Source organism: Bradyrhizobium sp. IC4059 (genome assembly GCF_020193615.1).
Classification (GTDB): domain Bacteria; phylum Pseudomonadota; class Alphaproteobacteria; order Rhizobiales; family Xanthobacteraceae; genus Bradyrhizobium; species Bradyrhizobium yuanmingense.
The window spans coordinates 392,816-415,182 of record NZ_JADYVH010000007.1 but is presented as its reverse complement, the minus strand read 5'-3'; the positions used below and the strand labels follow the sequence as shown (position 1 = coordinate 415,182).

Sequence of the window (22,367 nt, the reverse complement as noted above, 5' to 3'; positions counted from 1 at the left end):
TTTCCGGCCATTTGCGTTTCACGGCAGCGCCATTGCTGACGACGGATGTCCGCGGTATGTCCTGACATCACGAATGGTGCCAGCATGCTGCGGATATCCCGCGATCTCGTCATCGACGAGGACGACATCGAGATCGGCTTTGTCCGCGCCTCCGGCCCGGGCGGGCAGAACGTCAACAAGGTCGCGACCTCCGCGCAGCTGCGCTTCGACACGCGCAAGCTGACCTTGCCCGAGGACGCGGCGCTGCGCCTTGCCCGCATTGCCGGCCAGCGCATGACCAAGGACGGCGTGATCGTGATCCACGCTCAGCGCTTTCGCACTCAGGAGCGCAACCGTCAGGATGCCATCGACCGTCTCGTCGAGATCCTCAAGGAGGCCATGGTCCGGCCGACGCCTCGCCGTGCGACGCGGCCGACCTTCGCCTCCAAGCAGCGCCGGCTCGAGGGCAAGAAACGCCGCAGCGACATCAAGGCCGGCCGCGGCCGGAGCTTCGACGATTGATGCGAAAAACCTCCGGTCGCGCGAGCGACCGGAGATTTGCCGTTCGCGAGCTGGCGTCAGTAGCGCTTGCCGGCCGCAGCACCGCCGGTCGCCGCATCGTCCGTGGTGCCCTTGCGCGTCGCGCTGCCGGTGGTCCCGACGGACCCCTTCGTGCCTTTGCCCGACTTCATGCCGACCTTCTCGCCGGCTGCGCCCTGCTGTGCACCGAGATCCTCATCCTCGCTGCCTGACGCGCCTCCTTGCATGGGCTTGCTTTGTACGGTGCCGCCAGGCCTCGTCCCAGACGAGGTGCCTTGGGCGAGAACGGGCGTTGCAACGAGGGCCGCGAGAGCGCAAGCGATCGCAGAGGTCTTCACCAACTTCATCCATTTCTCCTGGAATGTCGCGATGAACCGTCGGTTGCCTTCTGCACCGTTCGCCTGCACCGGACCGGTTCATCGCAAAGAGAGTTCGAACGGCGCGGTGTGATGCAAGCCGCGTCGTGTGGTGATCGTTTAGGGTTTTCGCGGCGCTTTCGCGGAATTGTGCTCCTCATATGCGGCGGCGCGGAACATGCCAAGCATTCCCGACGGACGAGGCGCGCCGAAAATGTCCCCCATTTCGGGTGTGGGAAGCTCGACCTGACCCATGCATTTGTCGCTGCGTGGCATTACACTTGAGAATATTCGCCGAGTGAGCCTCATGCCCGTCCGCCAGCTGCCAGAACAGGTCGTCAACCGCATCGCCGCCGGCGAGGTGGTCGAACGTCCGGCGAGCGTGGTCAAGGAGCTGGTCGAGAACGCCATCGATGCCGGCGCGAGCCGCATCGACGTCTTCACCGACGGCGGCGGGCGGCGGCGGATCGGCATCACCGACGACGGCAGCGGCATGACCGCAAAAGACCTTGCGCTCGCCGTCGAGCGCCATGCCACCTCCAAGCTCGACGACGAGGACCTGCTGCAGATCCGCACCCTCGGGTTTCGCGGCGAGGCCCTGCCCTCGATCGGATCGGTGGCGCGCCTCTCCATCACCACGCGGCACGCCAGCGAGCCGCACGCCTGGGCGTTGTCGGTCGAGGGGGGCGAGAAGTCCGGGATCATGCCGGCGGCGCTGGCGCATGGCACGCGCGTCGAGGTTGGCGACCTCTTCTATGCGACGCCGGCGCGGCTCAAGTTTCTGAAGACCGACCGCACCGAGGCGGAAGCCATCCGCGAAGTGGTACGGCGCCTCGCGATGGCACGGCCCGACATCGCCTTCACGCTCGCCGGCGAGGAGCGCGCACCGGTGACCTGGACCGCGGCGCTGCCCGGCGCGGCCGGACGGCTGACCCGGCTTGGCGACATCCTCGGCGCCGAGTTCCGCAGCCACGCCATCGAGGTCCATGCCGAGCGCGAGGGCGTCGTGGTCGCCGGCTATGCCGCCGCGCCGGCGCTCACAAAGGCCAACGCGCTCGGCCAATATCTCTTCGTCAACGGCCGGCCGGTGCGCGACAAGCTCATTCTCGGCGCCGTGCGCGCGGCCTATTCCGACTACCTGCCGCGCGACCGCCATCCGGTGTTGGCGCTGTTCGTCACGCTCGATCCGCGTGAGGTTGACGCCAATGTGCATCCGGCCAAGACCGAGGTGCGCTTCCGCAATGCCGGCCTCGTCCGCGCGCTGATCGTGCATGGCTTGAAGGAAGCGCTGGCGCGCGAGGGCCGCCGCACCGCCGCCAATAGCGGCGAGAGCGCGCTGTCCTCGTTCCGCCCAGCCTTCACGCCGCCACGTCCGGCAAGCTGGGACTGGCGCGCCTCGCCAGCCGCCCCGGTGGCGCCGATGCCGTCGTTCGAAGGCGCCGCCGCGCCCGCCTTCGCCGAGCGTGCGCAGGCTGCCTTCGACGTCGGCGCGCCCAGTGCTGACGTGCGGATCGAGAGCCAACCCGCCGGCGATCTCGTCGATCGCCCGCTCGGCGCGGCGCGCACGCAGATCCACGAGACCTACATCGTCTCGCAGACCCGCGACGGCCTGATCATCGTCGATCAGCACGCCGCCCATGAGCGCATCGTCTACGAGCGGCTGAAGGCCTCGCTCGCCGCGAACGGCGTACAGCGGCAGATCCTGCTGATCCCTGAGATTGTCGAGATGGACGAGGCGACGGTGGAGCGCCTGCTGGAGCGCAGCGAGGAGCTGGCATCGTTCGGCCTTGCCATTGAAGCCTTCGGCCCCGGCGCGGTCGCGGTGCGCGAGACGCCGTCGCTGCTCGGCAAGACCAATGCCGGCGGCCTGTTGCGCGATCTCTCCGAGCACATGGCCGAATGGGACGAGGCGCTGCCGCTCGAACGCCGCCTGATGCACGTCGCCGCCACCATGGCCTGCCACGGCTCGGTGCGCGCCGGCCGCCGGCTGCGGCCGGAGGAGATGAACGCGCTGCTCCGCGAGATGGAGGACACGCCGAACTCCGGCCAGTGCAATCACGGCCGGCCGACCTATGTCGAGCTGAAGCTGAGCGACGTGGAGAAGCTGTTCGGGCGGAGGTGACGGTGCCGTAGGGTGGATTGGCCGAAGGCGTAATCCACCTCTTGAGCTTCCGCCGTGAGAGACAGTGGCGGATTACGCTTCGCTAATCCGCCCTACGCAAGAACACAAACTCCGTGTCGTCATACGCCCGCCGCTCCAGCTCCTCAAAACCTTCGGGCGTCACGAACTGCGCGGCCTTCGCCTCTTCCACCACCAGCAGCGCGCCCGGGGTGAGCCAGCCGCCGTCGCGCAGGCTCGCAAGCGCCTTCTCCGCAAAGCCCTTGCCATAGGGCGGATCGAGGAACACCAGCGAGAACGGCTCGACGGGATGCGCGGGGCCGAGATCGGTCGCATCGCGGCGATAGACCTTGGTGACGCCGCCGAGGCCGAGCGATTCCACATTGTTGCGCAGCAGCGCCCGCGCCTCCGCGCCGTTGTCCACGAACAGCGTGAACTTGGCGCCGCGTGATGAAGCTTCTATGCCGAGTGCGCCGGTGCCGGCGAAGAGATCGAGCACGCGCGCGTCCTGGATCGGATCGTCATAGGCGTGAACGAGGATGTTGAACACGGACTCGCGCAACCGGTCCGCCGTCGGGCGGATGTCACGCGAAGACGGTGAGGCGAGATTACGCCCCTTCAAACGACCGCCGACGACGCGCAACGTCAATCCTCCCGCGGCGTCAGGTCGCGTTTGCCGTGATAACCGCGCTTGGGACGGCGCGGCGGGCCGTAGCCGCTCGCCTCCATCTCGTTGCGCTCGCGCGCCTCCTCGCTGCCGGTGCGCTGAACCAGTACGCGGCGACCCTTGCGGTCGCTGATCACCGCGCGCTTGCTGGCGGGCTTCTTCTCGCCCGGTGCATCATCGGCGCGCGAAGATGATTTCGAGGGCGCGTCGAACTGCGCGCCCGACTTCTCGATCACCTTGTCGCCGAGCTGCTCGCGCAGCACGCGCGCGCGGATCTCCTCGACCTGGCCTTCCGGAATCTCGCCGAGCTGGAACGGTCCGTAGGAGACGCGGATCAGCCGGTTCACCTCGAGGCCGAGATGGGCGCAGACATTGCGCACCTCGCGGTTCTTGCCCTCGCGGATCGCGAACACCAGCCAGACATTGGCGCCCTGGTCGCGCTCCAGCGTGGCCTCGATCGGACCATACTTGACGCCCTCGATCTCGATGCCGTTCTTGAGCTGGTCGAGCTGCGCCTGGGTGACGTCGCCATGGGCGCGGACGCGGTAGCGGCGCAGCCAGCCGGTGTCGGGCAGCTCGAGCGTGCGCGCGAGGCCGCCATCGTTGGTGAGCAGCAGCAAGCCCTCGGTGTTGAAGTCGAGCCGGCCGACGCTGATCAGGCGCGGCAGGCCTTCGGGCAGATTGTCGAACACGGTCGGACGGCCCTCGGGGTCGTCATGCGTCGTCATCAGCCCGCGCGGCTTGTGGTAGAGGAAAAGCCGCGTGCGCTCGCGCTCCGGCAACGGCTTGCCGTCGACCATGACGACGTCGTTCTTGGTGACGTCGAGCGCCGGCGAATTGATCACGCGGCCGTTGACGGTGACGCGGCCCTGCGTGACCATCTCCTCGGCATCGCGGCGCGAGGCAAGCCCGGCGCGGGCCAGCACCTTGGCGATGCGCTCGCCGGCCTTCTTCGGCTTCGGCGCGTCGTCGCGGCGCGGCCGGCCCTCGAAATCACGATCGCGCTCGCGATAAGCGCCGCGGCCGCCGAAGGCGGGACGCTTCTCGAAGATCCTGCTGTCGTCCTCGTTGTCGCGGCGCGGACGGTCGCGGAAGCGGCCCTCGTTGCGGGGATGCTCCTGCCAGTCCATGCGGCCTTCGGGGCGCTGGCGTGGGCGATCGAACTGCGGACGGTCACCGCGTTCGCTGTCGCGGTCACGGGGCCGATCGAATTTCGGCCGCTCGCGGAACGGGCGGTCACCGGATGCGCGGTCGTCGCGCGAGCGAGAGAAACGCGGACGTTCATCGTCACGACCGCCCCCACGGCGCTCGTCGCGCTGACGCCAGGGCTTCTCGTCGCCGCGATCACGGCCGCCGAAATCCTTGTCGAAGCTTTTGCGTGGGCGATCCCCGCGCGGTGCGCGATCACCGCGATCGAAATTCGGGCGGTCTCCGCGCGGCTTGAAGCTACGTTCGCCACGATCCTCGCGCGGCCTGCGATCCCCACGGTCGCCGCCCCGCGAAAATTTCCGTTCGCCGTCGAACTTGCGCTCCGGGCGGTCGCCGCGCGGCGCGTAGGGCTTCTTGTTGCCGAACTTCCTATCGCTGGAGCGGCCGGCCGAGCGGGCATCGTCGCGATCCCTGCGCGGCGGACGATCGTCGCGGCCAAATGACGGGCGATCGCCGCGCGGCTTGAAGCTGCGCTCGCCGCGGCCTTCACTGCCGCGGTCGTCGCGCTTGAAGCGGGGACGGTCACTGAAATCGCGGCGCGGTGCGTCACCCTCCTCGCGGCGGCGGAATGGGCGGCTGTCGCGGTCGCCACGGGGCGGGCGGCTGTCGCGCTCGCGCTTACCCTCGCCCTTGCCCTCGAAGCCGCGCTTGGCGAATTTCTTCTCTGGCCCGCGCGGCTTGCCGCTACGGCCTTTGGGGGGGCCTCGCCGGCCGCGGGAATCGTTGTCTTTGTCGCTGTCGCGAGGCATGACTAATCTCACTTAAGGGGTGGCGCGAGCATTGTGCGCGCTCGCTGCGAGCCGCAGGCTCAGGCAAAATCGGTATCCACTCTTGCTGAAGGCGGAGCTAGTAGCAGGTTTCTGGCGATGATACGAGGCATGAAAGCCCCTTCTTTCATGGATTTGGCGCTTCTGGCGGCCGAAAATGCCGGAAAAGCGGGCGAAGTTCCTGTTGGCTGCGTAGTGGTCCGCGATCACGAGGTGATCGCCACCGGCGCCAACCGGACGCTGACCGACCATGATCCGACCGCCCATGCCGAGATCATCGCGCTGCGCGCGGCCGCCGCGAAGATTGGCAGCGAGCGGCTGGTCGACTGCGACCTCTACGTGACGCTGGAGCCCTGCACCATGTGTGCGGGCGCGATCTCGTTTGCAAGGGTGAGACGGCTCTATTACGGCGCGGCCGACCCCAAGGGCGGCGCGGTGGACTCGGGCGTGCGGTTCTTTGCCTCGCCGACCTGCCACCACGCGCCGGACGTCTATTCCGGCGTCGGCGAGAGCGAGGCGGCGCGGCTGCTGAAGGAGTTCTTTCGGGAGCGGCGGTAGGTCGGAGTCGCGTAGCCCGGATGGAGCGAAGCGCAATCCGGGACAGTGCCGCGGCGAGGAGAGAATCCCGGATTTCGCTGCGCTCCATCCGGGCTACAAGATCGTCAGGCCAAGAAGAACTCGCGCAGCGCCCTCGCTGTCACATCGGGATTCTCCTCCGTGAGGAAGTGGCCGGAATCCACCGGCATGCCGGAGGCGTTCGTGGCCCATTGCTTCCACGTGTCGAGCGGCGTCGCGGCGGCCTGGGCGATGCCGGCATTGCCCCACAGCGCCAGCATCGGAATGGTGATCTTCTTGCCGGCCTCGAAATCGGCCTTGTCGAGGTCGTAGTCGAAATAGGCGCCGGCGCGGTAATCCTCGCACATCGCGTGGATGCGGGCGGGATCGCGGAACGGGGCGAGGTAGTGCTCCAGCGCGCGCGGGTCGATCGCGTCCAGCGTCTTCGACTTGGTCTGGCTCGCCATCTTGAAGCGCAGGAAGAACTCGCCTTGGCCTGCGATCAGCGTCTCCGGCAGCGGATAGGGCTGCGCCAGGAAGGTCCAGTGATAGATCTTCAGTGCGTAGGCGCGGTTCATCCGCTCCCAGTAATTATAGGTCGGCAGGATATCGAGCACGGCGAGCTTCGACAGCCGGCCGGGATGATCGAGCGCGAGCCGATACGAGACGCGGCCGCCGCGGTCGTGGCCGGCGAGCGCGAAATGCACGTGGCCGAGGCGCTCCATCACCTCGACCATGGCTTTCGCCATGGCGCGCTTAGAGTAGGGGATGTGCAGCGCATCGCTCGCGGGCATGTCGGACCAGCCGTAGCCCGGCAGGTCGGCGATGATCAGCGTGAAGTGCTCGGCCAGCTCGGGCGCCACCTGGTGCCACATCACGTGGGTCTCGGAGAAGCCGTGCAGGAGCAGCAGCGGCGGGCCCTTGCCGCCGACGCGGGCGAAGATGCGGCCGAACGAGGTATCGATCCATTCGGCGGCGAAGCCCGGATAGAGGTCGGCGAGATCGGACATCTTGTTGCATCCTTGTTGGCCGGTGGCGGGGCCGCTCGACAAAAAGTGTCGAAAACAACCCCATGCACAGTACCGGTATTATCGTCGGGGCAACTAACCCCAACTGACGATTGCATATTCTGGAGTGTAGATGTGGCGGCGCGGTGACGCGAACGTCGCGATTCCGGACCGGCGCTTTTGGGGGCGCCGTCCGCAATGACACGCTAATTTTTGGCCTTTTCCGCCTCCACCGCCTGCCAGCCGATGTCGCGGCGGCAGAAGCCATCAGGCCAATCGATGCGGTCGACGGCCTGATAGGCGCGCGCCTGCGCTTCCGTCACGGTCGCCCCGAGCGCGCAGACATTGAGCACGCGGCCGCCATTGGCGAGGATCGCGCCGTCCTTGGCCACCGTGCCGGCGTGGAAGATCTCGACGGTATCGACCTTGGCGGCCTCCTCGAGCCCCTGGATGCGCGTGCCCTTCTGGTAGTCGCCGGGATAGCCCTTCGCCGCCATCACCACGGTGAGCGCGGATTCCTTGTGCCAGCGCAGGTCAAAGTGCTTCAGCTCCCCGTCACAGGCGGCGAGCAGCGCCGGCACGATGTCGCTCATCATGCGCAGCATCAGCACCTGGCACTCGGGATCGCCGAAGCGGACGTTGAACTCGAACAGCTTTGGCCCCTGCGTCGTCAGCATGATGCCGGCATAGAGCACGCCGCGGAACGGCGTGCCGCGCTGCTTCATGCCTGCCACGGTCGGCAGGATGATTTTGGCCATGATCGCGTCGTGGACGGCGGGCGTGACCAGCGGCGTCGGCGAATAGGCGCCCATGCCGCCGGTGTTCGGGCCGACGTCGTGGTCGAACACGCGCTTGTGGTCCTGGGCGGAGGCCAGCGGGATGGCCGTTTCGCCGTCGCACAGCGCAAAGAAGCTGATCTCGCGGCCGGGCAGAAACTCCTCGATCACGACCTCGGCGCCGGCCTCGCCGAAGGCGCCCTCGAACATCATGGCGATGGCATCCTCGGCCTCGCGCACGGTCTTGGCGACCACGACGCCCTTGCCGGCGGCAAGGCCGTCGGCCTTGACCACAATCGGCGCGCCCTGGCTCTGCACATAGGCGCGCGCGTCATCGGCGTTGGTGAAGCGCTTGTAGGCGCCGGTCGGAATGCCGAACTCGGTGCACAGCGCCTTGGTAAAACCCTTGGAGCTTTCGAGCTGGGCCGCCACCTTGCTCGGCCCGAACGCCTTGATGCCGGCTTTGGTGAGATCATCGACGATGCCGGCCGCCAGCGGCGTCTCCGGCCCGACCACCACGAGCGCGACCGCGTTTTGCTTGCAGAACTCGATCACCGCGCCATGGTCGGCCACATCGAGCGCCACGCATTCCGCCTCGCTGGCGATGCCGGCATTGCCGGGCGCGCACCAGAATTTGGTCACCAGGGGAGAGGCCGCGATCTTCCACGCCAGGGCATGTTCGCGGCCGCCGGAACCAAGCAGGAGAATGTGCATCGAAGGCTCAGAATAAGGGGTTTTGCTGGGGGCGGAGGTCGCATGAATCGGGGTGGGGCTCAAGAGGAAACGGCGCGAACTCCCCGCCATTCGATGTGCTCGATCATTCCAGGCGCTTGCTGGCGAATGACTTTTCGCCATGCGAGCGATCGGCTACACGGGAATTGCATTTCCCCGTGTGCTCGCGGGCGCTGATCCAACAAGGCCCAAAGAATGACTGAGAAGCCGCAAGCGGGCGCGCCCGCCCTGGAGAAAGGGCTGGACCTTCTGGAGGCGCTGGCGGGCGCTGCACGCGGGATGAGCCAGAAGCAACTCGCCGAACGCGTCGGGCGCTCCGTCAGCGAGATCTTCCGGATGCTGGTGGCGCTGGAGCGCCGGGGCTATGTCGCGCGCGACCCCGCGACCGGCGAATACACGTTGACGCTGAAGCTGTTCCGGATCGCTTCGCAATTCCCGCCGACCGAGCGGCTGCTGAAGGCGGCGCTGCCGGTGATGGAGCAGCTCGCCTCGCGCGTCCAACTGTCCTGCCACCTGACGGTGCTGCACGGCGAGCAGTTCATGGTGATCGCCCGGATCGAGCCGGAATGGTTGATGGGCTGGTCGGTCAAGGTCGGCGCGGTGTTTCCGCTCACCCAGCAATACGCGTCGGCGAAGGTTCTGGCGGCCTTTCAGCTCGAGGGCCGGCGCCAGGAGCTGGCGCAGGTCATCGCGACCAATGACCGGATCAGCACCAAGAAGGCGCTTGCGGCGCTCGACCGCATTTCCTCGGAGGGTGGAAACTTCTCCAATGACGATGGCTATACGCGCATCCTTGCCTATAGCTGCCCGATCATCGAAGCCTCCGGCCGGGCAGTGGCCGCGATGACCGTCCCGCTGGTGAGGCAGGATCAAATCCCCGCCGCGGAAGCCAGCGCCATCGCCGCGGAGCTGCGCAGCGCGGCCAGGATCGTATCCGAGAAGATCGGCGGCGTTTCCTAGGACGTGGACGCATAAACGTCGGCTTACCAGTAAAGCGGAAGCTCGGACCTTTGGGCGTGATCGGCAGCTTGTGACCCGATGGCGAAGTTCGGTTTGGTTCAGATATGGTCAGCTGATCGGGGGGACAACGGAAGTGACGCAGGGTCGTTCGAGCCGGCTCTTTTGACCAGAGCGGACATTTGCGCCTGCCTGCTACGGTCGGCTTCGCTCATTGGGAGGTGAATGAAGCAGGGCAGTCTTGTGCCTTCACTTCCCCAGTCGGAGAGCCGCTCTGCTCGAACTCGGCGGAGGGACAGTTCGGAGGTGCACGCTAGCGGGCATTTGAGTGGCCGTGCTGCAAGGGCTTGCAGTTGAGGTCTGCGATTTTAGGAACGTCGGACGCAAAAGCAAGTTGCGGCATCAAACAGACTTCAAGGATCAACGTCATGGCCAACTCTCCCGAAATGGTTCATTCAAGCCACCGCACGCCCCCTCAGACGAGCGATGTCGTTCCCGCCGACGAAATTCGCACAATCATGTTGAATCAGGTTGCGTGGGGCGCGGTTTTCGCGGGTGCAGCCATCGCGCTTGTGATGCAGATTATTCTAAACATGATCGGCCTTGGCGTGGGTTTATCCACGGTAGACGTTGGGGAAGGTAGCACGCCCAGCGCAAGCTCGATGTCGGTTGGTGCAGGTATCTGGTTTATAGTTTCCGGCATTCTGGCTGCGGCACTGGGCGGCTACATAGCCGGTCGGCTTTCTGGCAAGGCGTCTGCTTCAACGACGGCTTATCATGGATTAATGTCATGGGCAGTCTCAACGCTGGCGGTGATGTATCTGCTTTCTTCCGCCGCTTCCGGCTTGGCTGGTGGCGCTCTCAGCACAGCATCTTCCGCTTTGGGCGGAGCGGGCAAAGCGCTGGGAGGGTCGGTCCAAACGTCAGTTCAAGCGGCAGCGCCTACGCTGAACAATGTTAGCGACCCGATGGCTGCCATCGAAAGCAAAGTTAAAGGCGCCTCGGGAGGGCAAGATCCCGCCGCGCTTCGTGATGCCGCGGCCACAGCCGTCCGCGCGGCGCTAACGGGTGACGCTTCTCAGCAGGCAGCGGCTAACGACAAGGCAGCCGAGGCTCTAGCCAAGGCTCAGAATATATCTCAAGACGAAGCAAAGGCGCAGATCAGTCAGTACCAACAGCAATATAAGGATGCGGTAGCCAAGACGAAGGAGCAGGCAAAGCAGGCGGCGGATACAGCTGCCAAGCGCGTCTCACAAGGTGCATTGTTCGCGGCAGTGGCATTGTTACTGGGCGCTTTGGCGGCGTTCTTTGCAGGCCAAGCCGGTGCGGTGAATCCAACAGTGTCGGCGCAAATCTCCCGTCGTTGACAACAGCAACCCGAGAAATTGACTTCTCTTGAACAACCAAGTTCGTCAGCTCACCGAAAGGCGTCGCTTCAGCGCTTTGTCCCTCGTTCGTTGAGGCAGGCGACCTGATCATGCATCATCTCTGGCAGATGATCAGGAACGTGGTCGCGCGCGGACGAGCGGCTCCAAACGATCGTCTTTGGCGACCGTGGCTTCATTCGCGGCATGGATGGTTACGCAATCGCTCCGGGTTTTGTCGGACTAAGGACGAGGTGAGTGTTCGATAAGCTGATTTGCAGCCTGACAGTATGCTCGCATCGCCGCCGGTCCAAATCTAAGAGCGGTAGCTCCAAGCTCGCGTCGTTGCCCGGCAGCCCCGTCTATAGCGAGCGCTTCGCAAACCTTGCGAAAAAAATTAAGAACGATGCGTTGTCTCTGGCGTTGGGCGCACGTCCATAGAGGAGGCAAACATGCAAGGACAATGCGTGGTAGCAGTATACAACTCTCGTAACGATGCAGAGGAAGCGTACCGTGCTGTGGTCGGTTCAGGCGTTCCAGCAGATCATGTGAGGCTGAGCAATCAGCCATCACAGTCAAGCAGCGAAAGAGCAAGCGAAAGCTCGGATGGAGGAAGTTTCTGGGACTGGCTGTTTGGAAGCGATGTACCGGCAGACGAGCGCCGCCTGTATGAAAGCCACATGGAAAGGGGCGGCACCGCATTGTCGGTGCTAGTGGATGCTCCCACCATGGCCGATCTCGAACGCATCGAAGGTGTGCTGCAGGAGTACAATCCGGTCGAGATCCACGAAGAAAATGGGGGCGGCTCGACAGCGGTCGGAAGCGGAGTGTCAGGACCCTCGGTGAGGCAAGAAGGGTATGACTCTCAAGGCCACGAACCCGAGAAGGTTATCCCTCTCCCGGAAGAAGAATTGAAGGTGGGCAAACGGGCCACCGAAACCGTCAAGCATATAAGAACTTACGTAGTCGAGGAGCCTGTACAAAAGGACGTACAACTGCGCGATGAGCGAACTGTCATCGAGCGCCGTCCAGCTACGGGAGCTGCGACAGGGCAACCAACGGAACGGGAGTACGAGGTGCGAGAGCTGCATGAGGAGCCCGTAGTCCAGAAGGAGACTCGAGCCGGTGAAGAACTGGTGGTACGCAAAGAAGCGGCCGAACGTACTGAGAGAGTTGCTGATACGGTGAAGAAAACCAGGGCCGACATCGACAAGACTGAGCGTTGAGCTAGCTGATCAACCGCCGGCATCAAAGATCGGCAGTGGCGAGTGAGGGCGGCTTTGGGCCGCTCTCACTTGCTCGGATATTAAGATAGTCGTGCGTCAGAGCGAAAGCGCCAGCACTTCATCGGCCTCACAGCTGTTGGCTCACATGCACGGTAGATCGGACGCGGGGGCCGTGCTCACTTCGACCGCCGCTTGTGGCCCTTAGGCGAGGTTCAGGCGGCGTACACGTTGGTTGGGACAGAGCGGGAGCGACCGGCCGAGCTTCCAAACGGCGCTGATGACCCGAAGGCGACATCGACCAAACGTCTAATCGGCCCTTCAACTCACCTGTGTGCCCTTATGGTATTGTATCCCTTCCGAGAACTCGATGGAGGGAAGGATGGACATCCGATGGAAATTGACGGCGCCGGGTGAAGCGTTCAACGCGCACGACTTGGATTCCATCATGGAGTTCTTTGCTGACGATTGTATCTTGGAGATGCCGAGGGGAAGCAAGCCTTGGGGCTCCCGCTTCGAAGGCAAACGCAACGTACGAGACGGGCTCGCGACGCGCTTTGAAGGCTTGCCGGATGTTCACTACGGCGACGCCGAGCATTTTGCGGATACGATGGCAAACACGGGCATTTCAAAATGGACGCTCACGCTCTAACCGGCGGTCATGCCGGCATCGACGATCCAGGCCGCGCCGTTCACGTGAGCAGCCTCGTCGGATGCGAGGAAGGCAACGATGTTCGCGACGTCCTGCGGTCGTCCGTGCGCGCTCGCAGCATTTCGACGCATTGTGATGGCGCCCTCGCGCGCCTGGCCTTCCAACTCCCGGATCATGCGCGACTCGACCGGACCGGGCAGAACGGCGTTGACCCTGATCTTCGTTCCGGCGACATCGAGCGCTGCCGTGCGCGTCAGTCCGAGCACGGCGTGCTTGGAGGCGACGTAGCCTGCGAGCCCTGCACGTCCGCGGATCGCGGACGTCGATGCGGTGTTGATGATCGCGCCCGTCCCGCGTTGCATCATCCTGGCGATCACGTGCTTGAGGCCGAGAAAAACGCCCTTGACGTTCACCTGCAGCAATTGATCGAACGTTTCGTCGGGATATTCGTGAAGAGGAGCGACGACGCCCTCGATGCCCGCGTTGTTGGCGAAGATGCCGATCGGCCCCAGACGTGCTTCGGTCGCCTCTACGAATGCGATCGTATCCTGAGCGAGGGAGACATCCGCGCGGATGGCGAGCGCCCTTGCCCCGGCCTTCTCGACCAGCTGTGCGGTGGCGCGTGCAGCCGCTTCGTCGCGGTCGACGATCGCGACCGCAGCGCTCATCTGCCCCAACTTTAGCGCAATGGCGCGCCCGATATCGCCCCCGCCGCCCGTGACCAGCGCGACCGGCCGATCCGTGCCACTCACGACTTCAGGAACTCGCAGCCGCCATCCGCCACAGGCCGCCAGGCCTCGGACGGCGCGATGGTCTTGACCAGCTTGTAATAGTCCCAGGAATATTTGGAATCGCTGGGGGTCTTCACCTCGAACAGATACATGTTGTGCAGCTTGCGACCGTCGGCGCGCACGCTACCCTTGCCGAAAAGAGGATCGTCGGTCGGCAGCTTCTTCATCTGTTCGACCACCGCCTTGCCGTCGCTGGAGGCGCCAAGCGCATCAACGGCCTTCAGATAATGCAGCGTCGTGGCGTAGGCACCCGCATGCAGCGCGGTCGGATAGCGGCCGTTGTTGCGCGGCGCGAATCGCTTGGTCCAGGCACGCGTATCGTCATTCAGATCCCAATAGAAAGCTTCGGTGAACTGCAGCCCCTGCGCAATCTTCAAGCCGAGCGAATGCACGTCGCTGAGATACAGCACCGTCGCCACCACGCGCTGGCCGCCTTGCGGAATCCCGAATTCGACGGCCTGCTTGATGGAGTTGATGGTGTCGCCGCCGGCGTTGATCAATGCGATGATTTCCGCCTTCGAAGACTGCGCCTGCAACAGGAAGGATGAGAAATCCTGCGTGTTGATCGGCGTGCGGACGCCGCCGAGAACCTTGCCGCCGAATTTCTGCACGACGTTCTTGATGTCGCCCTCCATGGCATGGCCGAAGGCATAGTCGGCCGTGAGCAGGAACCAGCTCTTGCCGCCGCTCTCGACGACGGCGCGCGCGACACCCGACGAGAGCGCGTAGGTGTCGTAGGTCCAGTGCACGAGATTGGGCGAGCAGGACTTGCCGGTCAGGTCCGACGACGAGGCGCCGGAGACCAACAGCGTCTTGTTGTTCTGCTGCACGACGTTGCGCACCGCGAGGGCGACGGCCGAGTTCGGCGCATCGACGATGACATCGACGCCTTGCCGGTCGATCCACTCGCGCGCGATGTTGGCGCCGAGATCGGCCTTGTTCATGTGGTCGCCGCTGATGATCTCGATCGGCCGGGTCACCTTGGGAGACGACGCCTGGAAATCCTCGACCGCCATTTTGGCCGCCAGCAGCGAGCCCGGACCAGTGACATCGGCATAGAGGCTGGACATGTCCGTCAGCACGCCGATGCGGAGCGGCTTTGCCTCCTGCGCCCGTGCACCGAACCCCGACATGCCCAGCGCCAATCCGCCGGCGCCAGCCAACAGCCGGCGGCGGCTCACCCGAAATCGTGCTGCCATGTGCAGACCCTCCTTTGCCTTGTGCGTGTTTCTTCCCAATTTTCGCCGCCCGCATGTACATGGCACGCAGGCTGATCTTGTCGTTCAGGGCGTGAGGCGCTCGATGAGCCTGCGGTCCTCGACCTCGAATCCGCCGCCATAGACGTCCGACACCATGAAATGCGCGCCGAGGATTTCCGGCTCGAGCTCGGCGATCGGATCGTACGCGCTGGCGTGCAGCGTCATCGCGGCGCGGCCCGGCACCGGCTTGGAATATTTCAACGGCGTGCGGCGATAGGCGATGTCCGCATAGGCCGTGCCGAGCCGCTCGGGATGCGGCAGACGGCGCACATGGATCTCGCCGGCCGGCAGCTCTTCGCCGTCGACGATGCGGACGACCGGCGCGGACGGATCCGGCGTGAAGGAGAAATCGGCGAGCGGAATGCCGCGGCGGCGGACCCATCCAGTGATCGATCCATCGGCATGCTCGTCGAACGCGTAGTGCGCATCTTTCTTGGTGTAGCCGAACACTTCGCGTCCGGCGCAGATCCCCATGGGATCGCTGCAGTACATGAAGATATGCGTCTCGGTGAACAGCCCCTTGTAGCGCACGGGTACCGAGATCATCAGATCGAACATCTCGCCCGCGTGCACGGCGAGGGAATGCCCAGGCGAACGCATGAAACGAAAGGCCACGCGGTCGCTGGCGATTTCGAACGGCGTCTCTGCGAGCAAGGTCGCGACCTTGCCGGGCGCGACACGGGTCATGATCTCGACGGTGCGCAAGGTGCAGCCCCACTCCACCGGATAAGCCGGCGAATAGGGCGGATTGACCCCGCTATTCGGCTTGAGCTGGTACTGCCCGAACATGCGTCCGCGCGGGTCGTCGGGATCGGTGACCACAGCCATGGGGCCGCTTCCTCTGATTTATATATGATCTGTAAATTTCATATATGAAATTTAGGTCGAGTCAAGTTGCCTTCCAAGCTGCGGTTCCTTGGGTCTACCGAATCGATTGGCGCTGCGGCGCGAAAATCCTTAACGTCGGGCCTGACCCCGAAATGCCGAATCGTTTGCTATGCCGCCTGCGGAACAACTGCTCAACGCGCCTGAATTCACCGTCTCCGAACTGTCCCTGTCCCTGAAGCGGACGGTCGAGGACGCCTTCGGCCATGTCCGCGTCCGCGGCGAGATCTCCGGCTTCCGCGGGGCGCATTCCTCCGGCCATTGCTATTTCGCGCTCAAGGACGAGAGCGCCAAGATCGAGGCGGTGATCTGGAAGGGCGTGCATAGCCGGATGCGCTTCAAGCCCCAGGAGGGGCTCGAGGTCATCGCCACCGGCAAGCTGACGACCTATCCGGGCTCCTCCAAGTACCAGATCGTGATCGAGGCGCTGGAGCCGGCCGGCATCGGCGCGCTGATGGCGCTGATGGAGGAGCGCAAGAAGAAGCTCGCCGCCGAGGGCCTGTTCGACGAGGCGCGCAAGCAGCTGCTGCCGTGGCTGCCGGAGGTGATCGGCGTCGTGACCTCGCCGACCGGCGCCGTCATCCGCGACATCCTGCATCGGCTGGAGGACCGCTTTCCCCGCCGCGTGCTGGTGTGGCCGGTCAAGGTGCAGGGCGACGGCTCGGCCGAGCAGGTCGCGGCCGCGATCCGCGGCTTCAACGCGCTCTCCGAGGGCGGCAGGATTCCGCGGCCCGATGTGCTGATCGTCGCGCGCGGCGGCGGCTCGCTGGAGGACCTCTGGTCGTTCAACGAGGAGATCGTGGTGCGCGCCGCGGCCGAGAGCATGATCCCGCTGATCTCGGCGGTCGGGCACGAGACCGACATCACGCTGATCGATTTCGTCGCCGACAAGCGCGCGCCGACGCCGACGGCGGCGGCCGAGATGGCCGTTCCCGTTCGCAGCGACTTGTTCGTCGAGGTGGGCGATCTCGCCCGTCGCACCCGCGCCTGTTGGCAACGCGCCCAGGAGAGCCGCCGCAGCGAGCTGCGCGCCGCCGCGCGCGCGCTGCCGGCGGCCGGCGACCTGCTCGCGATCCCGCGGCAGCGGCTGGATTCGGCGGGCGCGTCCCTGCCCCGCTGCCTCAAGGCCAACACGCATGCGCATTTCCGCAGGTTCACCGCGGCAAGCTCGAAGCTGACGCTGCGGGTGCTGCACGGCCAAATCTCGCAGGCCGATCATCGGCTCACCGTGTGCGGCGAGCGGCTTGGTCTCTCCACGCGCTCGCTGCTGCGGCGGCGGCGGGACCGCTTTGCGGGACTGGAGGTGCGGCTGCGGGCCTCAAAACTTGCGAATGCGCAGGCGCAGCGCAACGCGATTGCCCGCCAGCGCGAGCGCACGCATCGTCTGACTGAGCGGGCGCAGCGCGCGCTGGTCACGCTGCTGCACCGGCTCGAGGCGCGGGTCGAGAACAGCGGCAAGCTGCTCTCCGCGCTGTCCTATCGCAGCGTGCTCGCGCGCGGCTTTGCGCTGGTGCGCGACGAGGCCGGCCATCCCGTGCATGCGGCGGATGCGATCGGCCCCGGCGCGCGGATCGAGATCGAGTTCGCGGACGGCCGCGTCGGCGCGACGGCGGATGCGGATCGTGCGGCGCCCGCGGAGAGGCGCGCACCGGCGCAGCCGAAGCCGGCTGCGGAGACGAAGCCCGCGCCGAGGCGATTGGTCAAGCCGGTGGATCAGGGCAGCTTGTTCTGAGGAGGGAGGACGGGCTCTATCCGCGTCATTGCGAGGAGCCCTTGCGACGAAGCAATCCAGACTGCTTCCGCGGAGGGAGTCTGGATTGCTTCGCTGCGCTCGCAATGACGATGTGGCGACAGCGCGTCGCCCATTCAAATCTACTTCAGCGGCACGATAATCCCGCCTCGATCGTGGTCCAGAAGCCGCAATGGTCCGGCGCGCGGTGGGGGCCGGCGTGGGCTTCGAACAGCAGGATCGCGACGGTGAAGACGATCAGGGCGGAGGCGAAGAGCGTGATGCGGCCATGCATGTGAGATGCGTTTAATCGACATCGTGGTCGAATGATGGCGCGGGCACGTGCTACGGCACCGCCATCACCGCGCCAGCCATTGCGCGACGTCCTTCTGCGAGGCGGCGCGGGCTTCGGCATCTCCGTGCTCGGGCGCGGCGGCTGCGTGCAGCGGCGCGCCGGCCCGGTCGAAATCGTGATCGGCGCCGGGATAGACCACGATGCGCGCCAACGCGCTGCGGCCGCGCGCCCCGTCCACCATCTGGCGGCAGGCCGGCGGCGACGACACCTCGTCATCGGCGCCGATCAAGACCAGCGTCGGCACCCGCGTGCTCCAGCCGAGGCCCGCCGAGATCCGGCAATCCGGATAGAACGCGATGGCGGCGCGGAAGTCCGGACCGGGATCGCGCCCCGCGCTCTGCGGACGCACGGCCCAGAGCAGCGCGCTCGCACCATTGGCCCAGCCGATCAGGCTGACGCGGTCCTGCGCCACCCAAGCCTGCTGCATCAGCCAGGCGCGCGCGGCCGCGATATCGCCGACGCGTTCGCGCCGCGCCTTGACGTGCATCTCCTTGACGCGGCATTGCGGGCCGAGCTCGCGCGAGCCGTAGCTGTCGGGCAGCAGCACGGCATTGCCCGCCTTAAGCAGGCGCTCGGCCCATTCGCGATAGCGCGGCAGCACGGGATCGGAATGGCTACCCAGCCCGCCGCAGCCGTGCAGCGCGATCACCGCCGGAAACGGCCCCTTGCCCTCGGGCTTGTAAAGCTGCGCATGGAGCACCCCGGACGCCAGCGGAATCTCGACCGGCTGCGGCGCCGGGGCGGCGCGCGCGGCCGACATCAGCAGCGTCAGGAACAAAGCGGCGAGGCGAAGGCGCATCGGACTCTGCGGCAGGAGCTGCCGGAACCGGCGCCCCTTCGACTGAAGCCTTATCATGCGAAAACGGCGGCAAATCATCACGAACCGGTGGGTTTAACGGGCGGACAAGCCACCCCATCTATGCTACATCCCGTCCAACACATCGTGCCTTCCACGGCTTTCCATGGAGAGGCCTCCCACGGAGACTTTCGACCGTGCTGAACAAGTTCGGCCCCTCGGGCCATGGCGAAGCGCAGGTGCAATATCTCGACGGCGATTTCCGCGTGATCTCGCCGGGGACCTTCGTGCGCTGCGCGATCACCGACGTCCGCATCCCGCTCGACGAGCTGAAGTACTGGAGCGTCGATCTGCAGGAGGCCTATGCCACGCCCACCGCGGTGCTGCAGCGGCATTTTCCCGGCGCGCTGAAGCAGCCGTGATCCTTCGGCCCTCGCAACTCTCGTAAGGCGGGTAAAACCGGCAGACCTATAATGCCGGCGGTAACAATTGCAGGGTGCAATTCCATCTGACTTCTCCTGGATGCGGCTTCATTCAATAGGATTGCGGCCATGAATGCCGGCTGAATGTTCGCCGATATCTAAAATTGTCAGGCTTCCATTGGGGCCCATTTAAGCCGGCCCGCACCACATTGCCTCGGGATAAAGTGGCAAGCGGGCAGGAAGCATGGACCTCCGGAGAATTTTCAGCCGTTCGTTCGGTGTACCTTCGAGCGCAAAGGATCACTTGCTCGAACGGTTCATCCGCGACGAGCAGGGCAGCTACGTGCTCATTTCTGCGCTGCTCATGCCGGTCCTGGTCGGCACCGCCGGCCTCGGAACGGAAGTGGGCTGGTGGTACTACAAGCACAAGAACATGCAGAGCGTTGCCGATTCCGGCGCGGTCAGCGCTGCGACGGCTGCCAGTGCAGGCGGCGACCCCCGGTCCGAAGCCAAGGCGGTCGCGGCAAATTATGGCTACACCGACGGCGCGAACGACGTCACTGTCACGGTGAACCAGCCACCGAAAACAGGCAGTCAGGCGTCGAACGCACAGGCCATCGAAGTCATCGTCAGTCAACCGCAGCGTCGGCTGCTGTCCGCCTTGTTCGGTTCGGACCGCGTACCAATCACCGCGCGCTCGGTCGCGCTGCCCAACTCCGGGACGGGCTGCGTCCTTGCGCTCAACAGGAGCGCAAGCCCCGCTGTCAACGTTAGCGGCGGCAACCAGCTCAACCTGATCAAGTGCAATCTCTACAGCAACTCGAGCGCAAGCCCCTCGCTCAACGTCGCCGGCAGCGCCTCGGTCGCGGCGAACCAGGTCGGCGTGGTTGGCGACGTCTCCGGCGCGAGCAGCATCACGGCGACCAACGGAATCAAGACGCACATCACGCCCGTCGCCGATCCCTACGCCGACGTCACTCCCCCGATGCGGCCGAGTTGCAGCAATGCCAAGATCACGGTCAACGCCAACGGAAAGACAAACTCGCTCGACCCCGGCTGCTACATGGGCAGCATCACGGTCAACGCCGGCGCAGTCCTGAACCTCAATCCCGGCATCTACTATCTTGATGGCGCCAGCTTGAGCGTCGCCGGAAATGCCACCATCACCGGCAGCGGCGTCACCCTGGTGTTCACGGGCTCCGGAAGCGACTGGGGCACCGCCTCGATCGGCAGCAACGCGAGCGTCGACCTGACCGGGCCGACCAGCGGCCCAACGAAGGGCATCGTCATGTACGGCGACCGCAACATGCCGGCCGGGACCAATTTCAATCTCACCGGCGGTGCTACGCAGAATTTCGGCGGTGCCATCTACCTGCCAAAGGCCAATCTCAGCTTCAGCGGCGGCAACGGCACCAGCACATCCTGCACCAAGATCATCGCGGATACGCTGACGTTCAGCGGCACGTCGAACCTGCAGGTCAATTGCACCGCGCTCGGCACCGCGACGATCGGTTCGCAAACCGCGCAGCTCGTCGAATGAGGTTTGGAGCGATGCAGATCCAGAGTTTCTCATTTAAGCTTGGCCGTCGATTGCTCGGTTCTCTGGCGCGGCATGTGCGAATCGCTGCCGGCGATCAACGGGGCGTCGCGGCAGCCGAATTCGCCATCCTGGTTCCCCTGCTGTCCCTGATGGTCGTCTCGGTCACGGACATCGGGCTCGCGCTCTATCGCAAGATGCAGGTCGAAAATGCCGCGCAAGCGGGAGCCCAGTACGCGATTGCGCGCGGCTTCGACACGAGCGGCATCGCGAACGCCGTCGCAAGTGCCACCAGCGCGACGAACATTACCGCTTCACCTCCGCCGGTCCAGTTCTGCGGATGTCCGACGAGTGCGGGCGTGAGCGCCACCAGCTGCGGAACGGTCTGCACCGGCGGTGCGCCGGCCGGGACATATACGACGGTCTCGGCGCAAGCGACGTACTATACGATCATCGACTATCAGATCGTGGCGGCTACCTACACATACACCGCGCAGTCCACCACGAGGCTGCAGTGAAGCTCACCGCATTATGGCAGGACACGCGGGGCACCACAGCGCTGGAATTTGCGCTGACCGCTCCCGTGTTCTTCCTGTTCATATTCGGGATCATCGAATGCGGATTGCTGTTCTGGACTCAGCTCGGAATCCAGCATGGCAGCGAAATGGCCGCGCGCTGCGCGAGCGTCAACAACACGCTCTGCCCGAGCAGCAGCGCGATCACGACCTACGCTGCCCAGCAGGCCTACGGCCTCACGCTCCCCCCGGGGACATTCACCTTTGCCACGGCCGCATGCGGCAACCAGGTCAGCGCGAGCTATTCATTCGAGTTTCCGCAGATCATCAACCTGTCTCCGATCACGCTGACCGCGCGAGCCTGCTTCCCGAGTTGAGGTCGCCGACAGAAAAATGGATTCTGCCATGCCAATCGCTTGCGTTCTACATTCCTTGCAGCCGTGGGTGAGTCGTTTCGCCCTGTGGTTGGATTCTTTGTTGCAATTCCGCGCCCTAGAGTTGTTTGATGAAGTTCTGCTGAAACAAAGCACTGCTATAGTGCAGGTTAGGTAATTGGCCCTGTTCTTTTTTATCGCACAGACGATCAGGTCAACCAAACAGCCATCGAGCGTTGGAATTGGCGCGGTCTGTGAACGGGCTCATATCGAAGAGCCATCTGACGGGCGACGATCACCTTGAAAATTCGCGGTGGAATATCTGTAAATCGACAATCAAGCGATGGGGGTGATCATGCCCGCCATTTTCGACCTGCTCTATCGTGAATATTGCCGCGCCCGTCTCGCTGAGATGCGCAAACAGCTTCTGATCGCAGCTGAGCGCGCTGAAGCTGTCGCACCGGATCATTATCCCGCGACGCTGAGTGACGATGAGAGAACGGACTCGCACCGCAAGACCGGTCTCGGCCTGCCGAATTGAAGCGGCTCCAAGACCGGCGATCACTCCCGCGTAGCAGTGACCAAGCAATTGGCAACAGTTTGGGAGACGGCAATGAATACACCCGAATGCTACACCGTCGTCGTCGCCTGCATGTCGTGCCTGACCATCATCGGATTGATGGCCGCCGGCGCGTGGTGAGCATGGCTCGTTGCAGACATGATTCCGACTTCGACATGAGTACAGCCGCCGCGTCGTCCGACGGCGGCGGCTGCACTTTGGATCCGCAGATCAGCTTTCCG

General features: G+C 64.8%; 23 protein-coding genes. 13 read left to right on the top strand and 10 right to left on the bottom strand.

Going from position 1 to position 22,367, the window contains the following annotated elements; translation table 11 throughout:
- Positions 1 to 84: 84 nt before the first annotated feature.
- The gene (gene arfB / locus I6F12_RS23935; RefSeq protein WP_027575820.1) at positions 85 to 501 is read left to right on the top strand and encodes an alternative ribosome rescue aminoacyl-tRNA hydrolase ArfB; all 417 of its coding nucleotides are present in this window, start codon (positions 85 to 87) and stop codon (positions 499 to 501) included.
- Positions 502 to 557: 56 nt separating this feature from the next.
- Here the strand turns inward: arfB and I6F12_RS23930 are convergent, their stop codons facing one another.
- Entirely contained in the window at positions 558 to 866 is a 309-nt protein-coding gene (locus I6F12_RS23930) for a hypothetical protein (RefSeq protein ID WP_225126843.1), read from the bottom strand.
- Between the two features lie 316 nt (positions 867 to 1,182).
- Here I6F12_RS23930 and mutL point away from each other — a divergent pair, with 316 nt between their 5' ends.
- Positions 1,183 to 2,997, top strand: coding sequence for a DNA mismatch repair endonuclease MutL (gene mutL, locus I6F12_RS23925; protein WP_225157350.1), 1,815 nt, complete (start codon positions 1,183 to 1,185; stop codon positions 2,995 to 2,997).
- An 82-nt stretch (positions 2,998 to 3,079) separates the two neighbouring features.
- On the opposite strand, the gene rsmD is transcribed toward mutL, so the two are convergent.
- Positions 3,080 to 3,637 carry a 16S rRNA (guanine(966)-N(2))-methyltransferase RsmD gene (gene rsmD, locus I6F12_RS23920; RefSeq protein ID WP_225157349.1) on the bottom strand — a complete coding sequence of 186 codons (558 nt, stop codon included), beginning with the start codon at positions 3,635 to 3,637 and terminating at the stop codon, positions 3,080 to 3,082.
- A 2-nt stretch (positions 3,638 to 3,639) separates the two neighbouring features.
- On the bottom strand, positions 3,640 to 5,619 hold the full coding sequence (locus I6F12_RS23915; protein WP_225157348.1) for a pseudouridine synthase: 1,980 nt from the start codon (positions 5,617 to 5,619) through the stop codon (positions 3,640 to 3,642).
- 117 nt (positions 5,620 to 5,736) lie between these two features.
- Between I6F12_RS23915 and tadA the strand changes: the two genes are divergently transcribed.
- Entirely contained in the window at positions 5,737 to 6,195 is a 459-nt protein-coding gene (gene tadA, locus I6F12_RS23910) for a tRNA adenosine(34) deaminase TadA (protein ID WP_225157347.1), read from the top strand.
- Between the two features lie 104 nt (positions 6,196 to 6,299).
- On the opposite strand, the gene I6F12_RS23905 is transcribed toward tadA, so the two are convergent.
- Positions 6,300 to 7,202 carry an alpha/beta hydrolase gene (locus I6F12_RS23905; protein WP_225126853.1) on the bottom strand — a complete coding sequence of 301 codons (903 nt, stop codon included), beginning with the start codon at positions 7,200 to 7,202 and terminating at the stop codon, positions 6,300 to 6,302.
- 203 nt (positions 7,203 to 7,405) lie between these two features.
- Complete coding sequence (purD, locus tag I6F12_RS23900) at positions 7,406 to 8,689, bottom strand: phosphoribosylamine--glycine ligase (protein WP_225157346.1); 1,284 nt, start codon at positions 8,687 to 8,689, stop codon at positions 7,406 to 7,408.
- Positions 8,690 to 8,902: 213 nt separating this feature from the next.
- Here purD and I6F12_RS23895 point away from each other — a divergent pair, with 213 nt between their 5' ends.
- The 4 genes from I6F12_RS23895 to I6F12_RS23880 all read left to right on the top strand — a co-directional run bounded on the left by I6F12_RS23895 (position 8,903) and on the right by I6F12_RS23880 (position 12,903).
- A complete protein-coding gene (locus tag I6F12_RS23895) occupies positions 8,903 to 9,667 on the top strand; it encodes an IclR family transcriptional regulator (RefSeq protein WP_225157345.1) in 765 nt (254 codons plus the stop codon).
- 425 nt (positions 9,668 to 10,092) lie between these two features.
- A complete protein-coding gene (locus I6F12_RS23890) occupies positions 10,093 to 11,031 on the top strand; it encodes a PhnA-like protein (protein WP_225157344.1) in 939 nt (312 codons plus the stop codon).
- A gap of 449 nt (positions 11,032 to 11,480) precedes the next feature.
- Complete coding sequence (locus tag I6F12_RS23885) at positions 11,481 to 12,254, top strand: YsnF/AvaK domain-containing protein (RefSeq protein ID WP_157786013.1); 774 nt, start codon at positions 11,481 to 11,483, stop codon at positions 12,252 to 12,254.
- 379 nt (positions 12,255 to 12,633) lie between these two features.
- Positions 12,634 to 12,903: a nuclear transport factor 2 family protein gene (locus I6F12_RS23880; RefSeq protein ID WP_081492967.1), complete on the top strand. Its 270-nt coding sequence runs from the start codon at positions 12,634 to 12,636 to the stop codon at positions 12,901 to 12,903.
- Here the strand turns inward: I6F12_RS23880 and I6F12_RS23875 are convergent.
- The 3 genes from I6F12_RS23875 to I6F12_RS23865 form a co-directional block, all read right to left on the bottom strand.
- Positions 12,900 to 13,655 carry an SDR family NAD(P)-dependent oxidoreductase gene (locus I6F12_RS23875; RefSeq protein ID WP_225157343.1) on the bottom strand — a complete coding sequence of 252 codons (756 nt, stop codon included), beginning with the start codon at positions 13,653 to 13,655 and terminating at the stop codon, positions 12,900 to 12,902. The two genes, I6F12_RS23880 and I6F12_RS23875, sit on opposite strands and share 4 nt — an antisense overlap.
- Positions 13,652 to 14,827, bottom strand: a complete 1,176-nt coding sequence (locus I6F12_RS23870; protein ID WP_225157375.1) for an ABC transporter substrate-binding protein — start codon at positions 14,825 to 14,827, stop codon at positions 13,652 to 13,654. Before I6F12_RS23870 ends, I6F12_RS23875 begins: the two co-directional genes overlap by 4 nt.
- 150 nt (positions 14,828 to 14,977) lie before the next feature.
- Positions 14,978 to 15,781: an acetoacetate decarboxylase family protein gene (locus I6F12_RS23865; RefSeq protein WP_225157342.1), complete on the bottom strand. Its 804-nt coding sequence runs from the start codon at positions 15,779 to 15,781 to the stop codon at positions 14,978 to 14,980.
- Positions 15,782 to 15,950: 169 nt separating this feature from the next.
- Between I6F12_RS23865 and xseA the strand changes: the two genes are divergently transcribed.
- Entirely contained in the window at positions 15,951 to 17,570 is a 1,620-nt protein-coding gene (gene xseA / locus I6F12_RS23860; protein WP_225157341.1) for an exodeoxyribonuclease VII large subunit, read from the top strand.
- Positions 17,571 to 17,715: 145 nt separating this feature from the next.
- On the opposite strand, the gene I6F12_RS23855 is transcribed toward xseA, so the two are convergent.
- Together I6F12_RS23855 and I6F12_RS23850 are read right to left on the bottom strand one after the other, a co-directional pair.
- The gene (locus tag I6F12_RS23855) at positions 17,716 to 17,862 is read right to left on the bottom strand and encodes a hypothetical protein (RefSeq protein WP_197424412.1); all 147 of its coding nucleotides are present in this window, start codon (positions 17,860 to 17,862) and stop codon (positions 17,716 to 17,718) included.
- A 64-nt stretch (positions 17,863 to 17,926) separates the two neighbouring features.
- Positions 17,927 to 18,721: a dienelactone hydrolase family protein gene (locus I6F12_RS23850; protein WP_225157340.1), complete on the bottom strand. Its 795-nt coding sequence runs from the start codon at positions 18,719 to 18,721 to the stop codon at positions 17,927 to 17,929.
- Positions 18,722 to 18,915: 194 nt separating this feature from the next.
- Here I6F12_RS23850 and I6F12_RS23845 point away from each other — a divergent pair, with 194 nt between their 5' ends.
- From I6F12_RS23845 to I6F12_RS23825, 5 genes are all read left to right on the top strand, one after another.
- Entirely contained in the window at positions 18,916 to 19,140 is a 225-nt protein-coding gene (locus I6F12_RS23845; protein WP_036009228.1) for a DUF2093 domain-containing protein, read from the top strand.
- Positions 19,141 to 19,444: 304 nt separating this feature from the next.
- Positions 19,445 to 20,680, top strand: coding sequence for a pilus assembly protein TadG-related protein (locus tag I6F12_RS23840; RefSeq protein WP_225157339.1), 1,236 nt, complete (start codon positions 19,445 to 19,447; stop codon positions 20,678 to 20,680).
- Positions 20,681 to 20,754: 74 nt separating this feature from the next.
- Complete coding sequence (locus I6F12_RS23835) at positions 20,755 to 21,195, top strand: TadE/TadG family type IV pilus assembly protein (RefSeq protein WP_036027076.1); 441 nt, start codon at positions 20,755 to 20,757, stop codon at positions 21,193 to 21,195.
- Complete coding sequence (locus I6F12_RS23830; RefSeq protein ID WP_225157338.1) at positions 21,192 to 21,569, top strand: TadE/TadG family type IV pilus assembly protein; 378 nt, start codon at positions 21,192 to 21,194, stop codon at positions 21,567 to 21,569. Before I6F12_RS23835 ends, I6F12_RS23830 begins: the two co-directional genes overlap by 4 nt.
- A gap of 340 nt (positions 21,570 to 21,909) precedes the next feature.
- A complete protein-coding gene (locus tag I6F12_RS23825) occupies positions 21,910 to 22,107 on the top strand; it encodes a hypothetical protein (protein WP_225157337.1) in 198 nt (65 codons plus the stop codon).
- Positions 22,108 to 22,367: the final 260 nt, after the last annotated feature.